Source organism: Nocardiopsis sp. CA-288880, from assembly GCF_050955985.1.
Classification (GTDB): domain Bacteria; phylum Actinomycetota; class Actinomycetes; order Streptosporangiales; family Streptosporangiaceae; genus Nocardiopsis; species Nocardiopsis tropica.
The window spans coordinates 1,122,457-1,134,205 of sequence record NZ_CP192105.1 but is presented as its reverse complement, the minus strand read 5'-3'; the positions used below and the strand labels follow the sequence as shown (position 1 = coordinate 1,134,205).

Below are 11,749 nucleotides of genomic sequence, written 5' to 3'. Positions count from 1 at the left end.
GGGTCGCGTGCATGGCCGCCCTCGACGACGCCCCGCCCGCCCCCGACCGGACCACCTGGCCGACGGGCCCCGTGCCGATCTCCGCCGCCGCGGAGCGGGTGGGCACCACGGCCCGGATGCTCCGCTACCGCGAGGGGCTGGGGCTGCTGCCCCGCACCCAGGAGCAGCCGACCGGGCGGGGGCACCGGCACCGCCGCTTCACCGAGGAGGACCTGCGCACGATCGGCGTCGGCCTGGAGCTGGAGCGGGAGTTCGACATCCCTCCCGCCGCCCTGGCGTTCGCCCTGCGCGTGCTCGCCGAGCCCGACGTCCTCGCCCGTGTGCGCGCGCACGGGGAGCGGCTGGGCAGGCTCGCGGCCGCCCCCGCGCGCGCCCTCGACTTCGAGAAGCAGAAGGCCATGCGTCTGCTCGACGGCCGCCGGTCCTGATGTGACGGGTGTGGACGCGCGTGAACACGAAGGGTTCACACGCGCGTGCGTCCGGTCACGGCCACAGGTGAAGGCGTTCGGCATGTTTTGGCAAACTGCCCACGGGCTACGGAGAGGACGTGGATACCCTACGCAGCGGCGCGGCTCTGGACCGGCTCCCGAACCCCGTGCGCGAAGACCTGATGGACGTCGACCGGCTGCGGGTGATCTGGGCCCAGCACCGCCAGGACCGTCCCCGCGACGCGCGCGGGGAGGCGCGGCGGGAGCTCACCCGGCGCCGTGTCCGGGCGCTGGGCGGCGGTCCGGCCCTGGAGGGGCTCGTCGAGTCCGCCTCGGAGGACCGGAGGTGGGGTGAGCCGGTCACGGCCGCCCACGTCGCGGAACTCGCCGAGCGCGCACGCGCCCTGCCCGAGGACGGTCCCACCCGCTCCCCCGGCCTCACCCTGGACTCCGAGCACGCGCTCCGCCTGGCCGGGGCCGCCTCCGCCCCCGTCCACCCGGTGGTGCGCGCGGCCCACACGTTCGCGGAGTGCTCCGCGGTCCTGGACGAACTCGCCTCGGCCGCCTCCGGGGACGGTCCCCGGCAGCGGGCGGACCCCGACGACCGGCCCTGGGCCCTGCCCTGGGTGCTGGCCTCGCTGGTGCTGCGGAGGGCGGACTTCCCCCCGCTGGTGCCCGACCGCCTCACGGAGCCCCCGTCCACGGGGGCGGACCCCGGGGAGCGCCTCGCCGGGCTGGTGCGGCACTTCGCCAAGCTGGTCAACCGGTCCCTGCGCGAGGAGCTGAGCTGGTCCTCCGACAGCACCGCCCCGGCGCCGCGTTCGCCGGTCTCGCCGCTGGCCGCCGTGACCCGCCGCCGCGTCCAGGACTACGTGCGGTCGCGCAGGGAGCCCGTCGCCCTGATCCTGCGGGCCCTGGACCCCGGCGCCCGGGCCCTCGTGCACTCGGGAGGCTCCGACGCCCCGGCCCCGGAGAGCCCGGTCGCGGCGACCGCGGCCCGGGCCGTGCTCACCCCGGGCGCGGCGCACTGGTGGACGGCCCTCGAACTGGTGGTGGGCGAGGCCTCGCTGTCGCTGTGCGTGGTCGTGCAGGAGGTCGGGCGGCCCCGGACCGGTGTGCTGGCGGTGTCCGCCGACGGGCGCCTGACCACGCCGGACGGGGTGAGGGACGCGCTGGGCATGTCGGGGACCGACAGCGTGACCGTGATGCCGACCGACTGCGTGGACGACCGCTGGCCCCAGGTGCGCGACCTCGTGGACGAGGCCGTGTCCCGCGCCATGAACGAGCTCACGCGGGTGTGACGCGCGACCGCGTCCCTCGCGGCAGGGAGGCGGGAGAGGACCGCGCGTGCGCCGCCGCGGCCCCCGGGGAGCCGGTCGCGCCGCCGGCCCGTCCGGCGGCCCCGGTCCGCGCGGGGCGGCGGCGACCGCGCCGGACGCCCGGGACGGTGTGGCGCGGGGCCGGGGCGCGGCGGGGGCCCGGAGGACGGGCGTGGCCGCGGTGGGACGGTTCCGCCGGGGCGGTCGGCCCGCGGGCGCCGCGACGGGCGCCGCTACCGCGGGCGGGTCAGCCTCCGCCGAGGGCGATCAGGATCAGGAGCAGCAGGAGGATCACGATGGTGATGAGGACCGCCGGGATGACCCAGCTCTGCTGGAGCACGGAGTTCTGCTCGACCGGGCGCGGCATGGGCTGCCGACCGCCGGGGCGGGCGTAGGTCGGGTTGGGGGCCATGCCCGTGAGCATCGGGTTGCCCGCGTTGTGCACGCCGTGGTGCATGGCGTGCGACTGCTGGTGCTGCGGGTACCCCGGACGCGGGTTGGACGTGCCGGGGTGCCCGGGCACGCCGGGCCGCGGGCCGGAGGCGCCCGGGTGGCCGAACCCGTGCCGGGGGTCGGGGCCCCCGGGGTAGCCCGGCATGCCGGGGCGCGGGTTGACGGGCGTGTAGCCGACGGCGCCGGCCTGCGGGCCCGTCGGCGGCTGGGGCCGGTACGGCGTCTGGCCGCCGGTGGCCGGGGTCGCCTGGGCGATCTGCTCGCCCTGCCTGACGACGTCGTCGGTGGACGGACCGCTCGTCTCCGGTCCGTCGTGGCCGAGCAGGCGCATCAGCAGCGTCTGGGCGTTGGGCCGGTTGGCGGGGTTCTTGTCCAGGCACGACTCGACGACGGGGCGCAGGGCCTCGTCGACGCCGTCCAGGTCCGGGGGCGCGCTGACCACGCGGTGCACCACGGCGGGGACGGTGTCCGAGCCGAACGGGGCGCGTCCGGAGGACGCGAACGCGATCACGCACCCCCACGCGAAGATGTCGCACTTGTCGGTGATGCCTTGGCCCTCGATCTGCTCGGGGGCCATGTAGGAGGGCGTGCCGACGATCGAGTTGGTCATGGTGGCGGTGCCGTCGTCGACCCGGGCGATGCCGAAGTCGATCACGCGCGGCCCGTCCGGGCCGAGCAGCACGTTGCCGGGCTTGAAGTCGCGGTGGACGATGCCCGCCCTGTGGATCGCGACCAGGGCGGTCGCGGTGGAGACCGCGAGCCGCTGGAGGGTGGACCCGCGCAGGACCGCGCCCTTGGCCACGGTCTCCTGGAGGTCCTTGCCCGGGACGAACTCGCTGACCACGTACGGGGGGTCGCTGTCGAGCTGGGCGTCGATGATCGCGGCCGTGCAGAAGGAGGCGACCTTCTGGGCCGCCCGGACCTCCTTCTCGAACCGCTTGCGCAGGTCCGAGTCCTGCGACCACTGGTCGTTGAGGACCTTGACCGCGACCTCCCCGCCGTCCGCGTCCTCCGCGAGGTAGACGACGCCCTGCCCGCCCCTGCCCAGCCGTCCGGTCACGCTGTACTCGCCGAACGAGGAGGGGTCGCTCGGAAGCAGCGATTCGGAACCGGGCATCGGGGTCCTCCAGGGAGGTCGTCTTGAGCGGGGCGCGCAGGAACAGGGTACGGGTTGCGGGGAATGCGGGGGTGCGTCCCGTCATGCCCCCAGGAGGGACCTCATCCCCTGCCGCACACGATAGGACTGCCGGAACAGCCGTGCCGTTCCATCCGACCTCAACCGATTTTTCGCGCCTCGTCGACGAGCAGGACCGGGATGCCGTCCCGGATGGGGTAGGCGAGGCCGCTCTCGTCGCAGACCAGCTCGTCCGTCTCGGGGTCGTGGCGCAGCGGGGCCTGGCTCTGGGGGCAGGCCAGGATCTCCAGCAGCCAGTCGTCGATCTTCGTGCTCATGGTCCTCGTTCCTCGTGTGTGTGCGGGGCGGGGGCGGCCGCCGCGCCGGACGGCGGTGCGGCCGGCCCCTCCCCACCATGATGCCTGTTCAGGCGCGGATGACGGCCAGCACCTCGTCGCGGAGCCCGGCCATGGACGCCTCGTCGGGGGCCTCGACGTTGAGCCGCAGCAGCGGTTCGGTGTTGGAGGCGCGCACGTTGAACCACGATCCGCCGGGGAGGGAGACGGTCAGTCCGTCGAGCTCGTCGACGGTGGCGCCGTCCCTGCCGGCGAACTCGGCGCGCACGGCCGCCAGGCGCCCGGGCACGTCGGCGACCTTCGAGTTGACCTCGCCCGATCCGGCGTAGCGGGAGTACTCCTCGGTGATCCGGGAGAGCGGACGGTCGTCCGTCCCCAGGACCCGCAGGACGTGCATCGCCGCGAGCATACCGGTGTCGGCCCGCCAGAAGTCGCGGAAGTAGTAGTGGGCGGAGTGCTCCCCGCCGAAGATCGCGTCGGTCTCGGCCATGGTGGCCTTGATGAAGGAGTGCCCGACCCGGGTGCGGACGGGGACGCCGCCCCGCTCGCGCACGATCTCGGGGACGGCCTGCGAGGTGATCAGGTTGTGGATGATCGTGGACCCGGGCTCGCGCGCGAGCTCCTCGCCCGCGACCAGCGCGGTGACGGCGGAGGGCGGCACCGCGTCGCCCCGCTCGTCGACGACGAAGCAGCGGTCGGCGTCGCCGTCGAAGGCCAGGCCGATGTCGGCGCCCGTCTCGCGCACCTTGGCCTGGAGGTCGACCAGGTTGGCCGGGTCGAGGGGGTTGGCGGGGTGGTTGGGGAAGGTGCCGTCCAGCTCGAAGTAGAGGGGCACGATCTCCAGCGGGAGGCCCTGTTCGAGGACGGCGGGGACGGTGTGGCCGCCCATGCCGTTGCCCGCGTCCACGACGACCTTCAGCGGGCGGATGCCCGACAGGTCCACGAGGCCGCGGAGGTAGTCGGCGTAGCCGGGGAGGAGGTCCTGCTCGGTGACGTTCCCGGAGGGCCCGTCGTGGGCGGGGACGCCCTCCTCGGCCAGGCGCCTGACCTCGTCCAGGCCCGTGTCGGCGCTGATGGGCGCGGCCCCGGCCCGGCACATCTTGATGCCGTTGTACTCGGCGGGGTTGTGGCTGGCCGTGAACATGGCGCCGGGCAGGCCGAGGTGGCCCGAACCGTAGTAGAGCAGGTCGGTGGAGCCCAGCCCGGTGAAGACCACGTCGAGCCCCTGGCCGGTGACCCCTTCGGCGAAGGCCGCGGCCAGTTCCGGCGAGGAGGGGCGCATGTCGTGCGCGACGACGACGGCTTCACCGCCGACGACACGGGCGAAGGCCGCGCCGATCGCGCGCGCGATGTCCGCGTTCAGGGTGTCCGGGATCACACCGCGCACATCGTATGCCTTGAAGATGCTTCCGAGATCAGCCACGTCTTCTCCGGACGGTCGGTCCTGCTCCACGTTCGTTCCCGCGCGGGTCCTTCCGCGCTGTACCAAGCTAGCAAGCGGCGGCGCGGCGACCCCACCGGCACCGCGCTGTCTAGCGGGGTTCGGGCGGACCCGTGTACGGCCGGCCGGGGGGGCCGCCCGGCCGCTGCTGGTCGCCCCGGCCGGGGTCGGACCTGACCACGCGCAGATGACCTCTGCGCAGCGTCTCGGCGCCCTCGCCGACCTCGTCGGGGGATGTGTTCCGGGCAGGGGGGCGGGCCGCCTCACGCACGGCGTCGGCGAGGGCCTCCAGGTCGTCGCTGCCGGGGCCGCCTCCCGCCGTCTCGACGGGGAGTCGGACGACCTCCCAGCCGCGCGGCGCCGTCAGGCGGTCGGCGTGCATGGCGCAGAGGTCGTAGCAGTGCGGTTCCACGTAGGCGGCGAGAGGACCGAGGACGGCCGTCGAGTCGGCGTAGACGTACGTGAGCGTGAAGACGGCAGGCTGCCGACAGGCGGTACGGGAGCAGCGGCGAACAGGGCTCACAGCGTTCGACTGTATGCCTTTACTGAGGGACACGCCAGCATCGTTCCACGAGCTGGTCCGTCCGCGCTCCATCCACGGCCCCGCGCGCCGCCCCGGGCGGCCCCCGGGAGGGGCCGGGAGGCCCCGGATCCGGGAGTCGGCCACCTTCGCGGCGGAGGGGACTACGCGCGGGGCCCCTGATGGCTTAGTCTCGAAGTGTGCGACGAGTGCGCCTTTCCAGTGGCCAACCAGACCGAATGCGGCGCCGGGACCGCCGCGGCCGAGGCATCCGCGGTCCTCTCGTGCCCTCTGACCTGCCGGTGTTCCGCAGCCGGGCGCAGGCTTTCGACGATCTCGTCCTGGACGCCGTCGAACGCCTCGAACGTCTGTGGGCGCGCGAGCTGGCCAATGTCGACTTCCTCGTGGAGGACGTCCCGCCGATCCCGCGCCACGGACCCCTCTCCGAGGCGATCCCCTTCTCCCGCCTGGAGACCGACCCCTCGGGCCGGTCCCGCATCGTGGTGTACCGGCGCCCGGTGGAGATCCGGACCAAGGATCCCGAGGAGATGGCCCTCCTGGTCCACGAGACGGTGGTCGAGGAGGTCGCCAACCTGCTCGGCGTCGAACCGGAGTCGGTCGACCCCGAGAGCTGACGCCCCTCGGGGCGCCGCCGGAGTCCGTGCGGTCCGCGGGCCCCGGCCCGGGAGCCCCGTGCCCGCGGGACGCCGCCCCGGGACACCCCGACCGGAACCGCTGCCGGTGTGACGCGGGACGCCCCGCCCCCGGCCGGCCCGACGGCCGAACCCGCGACGGGGCCGCGGCGGGGGCGGCCGGGCCGCGCTAGGGGACGATCCCCACCATGCTGTCGCGCACCACCGGGAGCGGGATCTCGACCGGGGCGGGGCGCACCGGCAGCACGCTCACGCCGTCCCCGTCGCGCAGCACACGGGCGACGTGGAGGGAGGAGCCCTCCAGGAGTTCCAGGCGGACCGCGTACCCGTCCTCCGGGTCGGCGCCCGGCGGGGCCTCCCACGGGTCCTCCTCCGCGCCGAAGACGACGGTGGTCCCCGCGGCGACCGCGACGCGCACGGCGTCCCCCTGGGTGCCGTCGGCGGTGACCGGCGTGGCCATCAGCGAGGCGTCGCCCTCCACGGCGCTCAGGACGAGCTCCGTGTCCGTGCCCTCGGGGACGTCGGGCAGGACGGCCGTGGCGTCCAGCGGCGGGCCGAGCGGCGGCACGGCGGACGTGTAGGCGGTCTCGGCGACGTCGTCGCCGTCCATCGCCTCGGCGGCCACGCCCGCGACCACGGGCACGTCCGACTCCACGACGACCGCCCCCGCCTCGCCCCCCAGGACGCTCTCCAGGGTCACCCAGGCGGCCGCGGCCGGGGGCACGGCGACGACCAGCGGGTCCTCCGCCGTCCCGGAGCCGCCGACGCCGGAGGCGTCCTCCTCCCCGCCGTCCCCGGACGGGGCGACCGCGTGGACGCGCACCTCGGCGGGCTCGTCCCCCGGGGCGGCCAGGACCAGGTGGCGGCGCCCGTCCCCGCCGAGGATCCCCGGAACGACGTGGTGCACGGCGGGCGCCGCCGTGGGCGGCACCCAGTCGGCCCCGCCGGAGGCGTGCTCGGCGAGGAGGGACGCGGCGACCCGGCCGGTGCTGGTGCGGACGTGGACGCCGACGGCACCCGTGCTCCGGACCAGCTCGGTCAGGTCGAGCTCGGTCGACTCCCCGGCCGGCAGGGAGATGCCCCGGCTCTCGGAGGAGTAGGAGGGTCCGCCCTCGGTGTAGACGTCCACGCTGACCGTCGCCCGGGAGTCCTCGGGGTTGGCCAGGCGGGCGGTGATCGCGTCGACCTCCACGGCCTCGCCCCCGCCGGCGCCGGGCAGGGCGAACCACGTGCCGATGGAGGGCTCGACGCAGCGCACCTCGGTGACGGAGCCGCCGGAGAGGGTGGTCTGGGCGGCGTCGAGGCCCGAGGCCAGGGAGCCCTCGGCCCGGACCGCGGTGGGGTCGGAGGCGTCGGAGGCGTCGGCGCTCCACACCCGGCCGGGCTCGGTCAGCTCGTCGCCGAGGAGGTCGCGTCCCGCGGCGTCCTCCTCGTCCCCGGAGCCGCTCCCGGCCTCCTCGTCCCCGTCCTCCCCGGGGGCGGCCGGAACGGACTCCGCCCACAGCCCTCCCTCGTCGTCGCGGCCCACCCGGGGGGCGAACGCGGCGACGGTGCTGTCGCCCTCCTCGTGCGGGGCCGGACAGACCCGCACCGCGTGGTCGGGGCGCACGGTGCCCGGCTCGGTGACCCCCAGTTCGGCGGTCACGGGCCGGGCGGCGAAGGCCACGCCGAACAGCGCGGCCAGGGCCAGCGCGACCAGGCCGAACAGAGCGAAACGGTTCTCCACGATCAGTCGCACGGACTACTCCTCCCGCTCGGTCCGGGACGCTCCGGCGCCCCCGTCGTCGGCCCCGCGCCGGCCGCCCGCGCGGCGCCTGCCGGGGGCCTTCCTCCGGACCCCGCGGGCGCCGCGCGTCCCACGGCGGTGTCCCCCCTCGGGGGTGACGGGCACGGAGCCCGTGCCCGGTCCGGCGCCGGGATCCGGCGCGGGCGCGCCCTCCTCCGACCCGTCGGCGTCCTCCGTCCCCGCCGGGGGGCGGCCCGAACCCGGGACGGGGCCTGCGCGCCGGGCGCGCCCCCTCCGGCGCGAGTTCACGCGCAGCCGCTCCGGCCGGCGCGGGCGCGGGGCCGGGGTCGACTCGATCAGGCGCACCTCCTCCTCCGTGCGCACGCCCGGCGCGGCGAGCACCGCGGCCGCCAGGAGCAGGACCCCCTGGGTGGCCAGCCAGGCGGCGTGGACGGGGTCGGTGTGCCACACGCGCAGCTCGCCGCCGTCCACCGGGAGCTCCCACGCCTGGGTCCCGCCCTCGGTCGCGACCGGGGGCAGTTCGGCCCCGTCGAGGGTGGCGTGCCAGCCGGGACCCGCGGTCTCGGCGAGGGCGAGGCGCCGCCCGGTGCGGCCCTGGGGCACCTCCGCGGTCCGCTCGTCCCCCGAGCCGCTCACCCGGAGCGGCTCGGAGCCGGCGCCGTCCTCGGAGACGACGCGCAGGGCGCCGGTGGGGACTCCCACCTCCCAGAGCGCGTAGTGCTGGGACAGCGACTGCCTTCCGAGCCCCGGGGTGCCGTCCAGGGTGTCGACCATGGTCGCGTCGGCGGGGCCGCTCACCTGCGGACGCGGGTAGAGCACGTACTGGATGCCGTGGTCGGCCAGGGTGTGGACCTGGTCGCCGCCCTGGCCCGCGGCGAGCCCGGCGACGGCGCGGTCCATGGCCGCGCGCGCCCCGGCCGGGGGGACGACGCGCTCCTCCCCGAGGCGGGGCTCGCGCCCGCGCACCACGACGTAGTCCACCCCGCCCTCCCCGTCCGGGGTGACCACGAGGGTGCGCGGCTCGGTGCCGGCGCCGCCGTCGGCCAGCGTCCCGGGGACGACGGGGGTCGCCCGGGCGGTGAGCGGCCCCTCCACCCCGTTCCACATCCACAGGGCGGCCGCGGAGACGGGAGTGGCCAGGGCGAGCACCGCCACGGCCACGGCGAAGACCCGGCGCGCACCGCCCAGGCGCACCATGTCGCCGAAGGAGCGGGCGGCGGTCGCCGCCGACAGCAGGACCGCCGTCGCGGCGAAGGCGAGGGCGACGCCGGGCCAGACCGGGGCGGGCGGGCCCCCGTAGTAGGGCTCGATGACGACGCGGGCGGTCAGGATGGCCACGAGGACGCCGAAGAGCGCCAGCGACCACCCGGCGGCGACGAGGACGCGGTTGCGGAGCAGGAGCAGTGAGCACAGGGCGGCGACGACCAGCCCCGCCGTCACCCAGAACGGAGGGGTGCCGGGGCCGCCCGGGGAGAGCAGGAGGAGCTCCTGCGGGGCGGCGCCCGGGGCGGACAGCTCGGGGCGGTGCAGCCCGGCCTCCAGCAGCCACAGGGTGGGGTGCAGGAACAGCTCGAGCGACCACGGGAGCAGGATCACCACGGGGAGCCCGAGGCCGATCGCGATGCTGACGTAGACGCGGCGGCCCAGGTGCCCGAAGGCCAGGGCCACGAGGACCCCGGTCACCAGGGACAGCAGCCACACCATGGGCACGAACGCGGTCGCGGCCGCCAGGACCAGGCCGAGGGCCCACGCGGCCCGGCGCGAGGGCCGCGGGGGCATGGCGACGAGCCGCACCAGCAGCAGGCCGAGCACGGGCATCAGGACGTGGACCAGGGCGGTCCCGATCCGGCCCTGGGCGACGGCGCCGGTGGCGACCGGCAGCAGGGCGTACGCGGCCGCCATCCACAGGCGGGCGGGGCGGAAGCCCAGCACCTGCCGGGCGAGGGCGTACGCGGTCGCGCCCGCCAGGGGCACACAGCCCAGGAGGACGACGGTGACGGCCAGCCACGGCTTGCCGAGGGTGACGGTGGACAGCAGGGCGAGGAGCCCGACATAGGGCGGGACGGGACCGTCGGAGCCCAGTCCGCTGTCGGGGCTGCCGGACAGGTAGAGGGCCCACATGTCGCCGGCGGTGCCCGCGACCGGGGGCAGCGCGCCTCCGGCGAGGAGGTCGCCGAACAGCAGGGAGCGCTCGGCGACGAGCGTGACCGCGGTGAGCCCGAGGAACAGCAGCGCCCCCGGCCGGAGGAGGACCCTGCGCACGAAGCCGTTGCTGTCGGTCGGGGCCTCGTCCTCGTCCTCGGACCCGGGCGGCGCGGTGACGGCCTGGTGGCGGCCGGGGGTGTTGCGGACGGGCTCGCCGGACAGCAGGCCGGTGACGACGTCGTAGAACTGGCGCACCGCCACCCCGTGCGCGAGGAACGGGCGGATGGCGCTGTAGGTGCGGCGGCGGTCGCGGCGGCGCCGGAAGCGGGCCCGCGCGAGCTGGAGGGGCCGCACGTACACCAGTGTGATCGCCGCGGCCTCGTCCAGCGCGTTGGCGGGCTGCTTGATGAGCAGGTAGGTCACCACGCGCAGCAGCGACGCCACGGAGTTGCGGACCAGGGCGCCCACCATGCCGCCGAAGGGCAGGTTGGCCAGGAGGACGAAGACCGCGTGGCGGCGGTCCACCCTGCGCGGGTGGTTGCGCGCGGCGGTGATGGGTCTGCGCCTGCGCGCGGAGGCCTCGGCGTGGTAGGCCACCGCGTCCGTGACGAGCAGGGCGCGCAGTCCGGCCCCGCCCACCCTCCAGCAGAAGTCGATGTCGTCGCGGAACAGGGGGAGCGCCGGGTCGAAGCCCCCGAGCCGGTCCCACACGTCGCGGCGGATGAGCATGCCCGCGCTGGAGACGGCGAGGACCTGGCGGTTGCCGTCGTGCTGTCCGTGGTCGAACTCACGCTGTTCGAGGCCTGTCTCGCGGCGGCCGGCCCCGTCGATGGTGACGCCGGCCTCCACGAGGAGGCGGCGGTCGAACCAGTCGCGGAGCTTGGGCCCGAGGACGGCGGCGCGCGGGTCCCGGTCGGCGGCGGCCAGCAGGTGCGCGAGGGTGTCCTCCTCCGGGGTGAGGTCGTCGTGGACGAGCCAGATCCACTCCGTGGCGTCCTCGTCGGCCCCGTGCACGGCGGTGCTCGCGCGGGGCAGCTCCAGGGCGGCGCGGACGGCGTCGCCGTACCCGGTGCGCGCGGGCAGGTCGAGGACCGCGCCGGACGGCAGGTGCTCGCCGAGGATGTCGGCGCTGCCGTCCGCGCTGCCGGTGTCGGCGGCCACGACGCGCTGGACGGGGCGGGACTGGGCGCGCAGGGCCGACAGCGTCTCGGGCAGCCAGCGGGCGCCGTCGTGGGACACGATGACCGCGGTGACGACGTGTCGGTCGGAATCGGGGTCGAGCACGGCTGTGGTGGGATCTCTCCGGGAGAAGGGGGCAGGACCCCGTTCGGGTCCGCGTGGGTCCGGCCGTGGGGCCGGCGGGCGCGTGGGTGCGCCGGGGGCGGCTCGCGCGCGCGGGACATCACGATACGCCACCCGGCGCCATTACGGGTCTATTCGTCTCGCCCCGCCCCGGACCCCCATATCGGCTTATTCACTACCCGGGGGTGTGCGCGGCAATCGTCACCCGGTCCCCGGAACGGCCGGGAACATGAAAGACGCGCGCCCGGGCTCGTGGCCCGGACGCGCGTCG

General features: G+C 76.1%; 9 protein-coding genes. 3 read left to right on the top strand and 6 right to left on the bottom strand.

What is annotated here, in order from left to right:
• The first annotated feature begins 11 nt into the window (after nucleotides 1–11).
• Nucleotides 12–428, top strand: a complete 417-nt coding sequence (locus ACQPYD_RS05070) for a MerR family transcriptional regulator (RefSeq protein WP_330158902.1) — start codon at nucleotides 12–14, stop codon at nucleotides 426–428.
• A gap of 119 nt (nucleotides 429–547) precedes the next feature.
• On the top strand, nucleotides 548–1,729 hold the full coding sequence (locus ACQPYD_RS05065; protein ID WP_433699980.1) for a hypothetical protein: 1,182 nt from the start codon (nucleotides 548–550) through the stop codon (nucleotides 1,727–1,729).
• Between the two features lie 265 nt (nucleotides 1,730–1,994).
• Here the strand turns inward: ACQPYD_RS05065 and ACQPYD_RS05060 are convergent, their stop codons facing one another.
• The 4 genes from ACQPYD_RS05060 to ACQPYD_RS05045 form a co-directional block, all read right to left on the bottom strand.
• On the bottom strand, nucleotides 1,995–3,317 hold the full coding sequence (locus ACQPYD_RS05060; protein ID WP_433699979.1) for a protein kinase domain-containing protein: 1,323 nt from the start codon (nucleotides 3,315–3,317) through the stop codon (nucleotides 1,995–1,997).
• Between the two features lie 158 nt (nucleotides 3,318–3,475).
• On the bottom strand, nucleotides 3,476–3,652 hold the full coding sequence (locus ACQPYD_RS05055; RefSeq protein ID WP_082376097.1) for a Trm112 family protein: 177 nt from the start codon (nucleotides 3,650–3,652) through the stop codon (nucleotides 3,476–3,478).
• A gap of 88 nt (nucleotides 3,653–3,740) precedes the next feature.
• On the bottom strand, nucleotides 3,741–5,093 hold the full coding sequence (locus tag ACQPYD_RS05050) for a phosphomannomutase/phosphoglucomutase (protein ID WP_433699978.1): 1,353 nt from the start codon (nucleotides 5,091–5,093) through the stop codon (nucleotides 3,741–3,743).
• A gap of 109 nt (nucleotides 5,094–5,202) precedes the next feature.
• Nucleotides 5,203–5,634 carry a DUF3499 domain-containing protein gene (locus tag ACQPYD_RS05045; protein WP_433699977.1) on the bottom strand — a complete coding sequence of 144 codons (432 nt, stop codon included), beginning with the start codon at nucleotides 5,632–5,634 and terminating at the stop codon, nucleotides 5,203–5,205.
• Between the two features lie 236 nt (nucleotides 5,635–5,870).
• On the opposite strand from ACQPYD_RS05045, the gene ACQPYD_RS05040 reads away from it, so the two are divergent.
• Nucleotides 5,871–6,266 (top strand): metallopeptidase family protein, encoded by a 396-nt coding sequence (locus ACQPYD_RS05040; RefSeq protein ID WP_267948297.1) that lies wholly within the window; start codon nucleotides 5,871–5,873, stop codon nucleotides 6,264–6,266.
• Nucleotides 6,267–6,453: 187 nt separating this feature from the next.
• On the opposite strand, the gene ACQPYD_RS05035 is transcribed toward ACQPYD_RS05040, so the two are convergent.
• Nucleotides 6,454–8,022, bottom strand: a complete 1,569-nt coding sequence (locus tag ACQPYD_RS05035; RefSeq protein WP_433699976.1) for a DUF5719 family protein — start codon at nucleotides 8,020–8,022, stop codon at nucleotides 6,454–6,456.
• 3 nt (nucleotides 8,023–8,025) lie between these two features.
• Complete coding sequence (locus ACQPYD_RS05030) at nucleotides 8,026–11,460, bottom strand: glycosyltransferase (RefSeq protein ID WP_433699975.1); 3,435 nt, start codon at nucleotides 11,458–11,460, stop codon at nucleotides 8,026–8,028.
• Nucleotides 11,461–11,749 lie beyond the last annotated feature (289 nt).

What these genes read in the sequence shown, in the direction of transcription:
- ACQPYD_RS05070 (WP_330158902.1), top strand. Translation starts at nt 12, where the DNA reads ATGGCCGCCCTCGACGACGCCCCGCCCGCCCCCGACCGGACCACCTGG.
- ACQPYD_RS05060 (WP_433699979.1), bottom strand. Translation starts at nt 3,317, where the DNA reads ATGCCCGGTTCCGAATCGCTGCTTCCGAGCGACCCCTCCTCGTTCGGC.
- ACQPYD_RS05055 (WP_082376097.1), bottom strand. Translation starts at nt 3,652, where the DNA reads ATGAGCACGAAGATCGACGACTGGCTGCTGGAGATCCTGGCCTGCCCC.
- ACQPYD_RS05040 (WP_267948297.1), top strand. Translation starts at nt 5,871, where the DNA reads ATGCGGCGCCGGGACCGCCGCGGCCGAGGCATCCGCGGTCCTCTCGTG.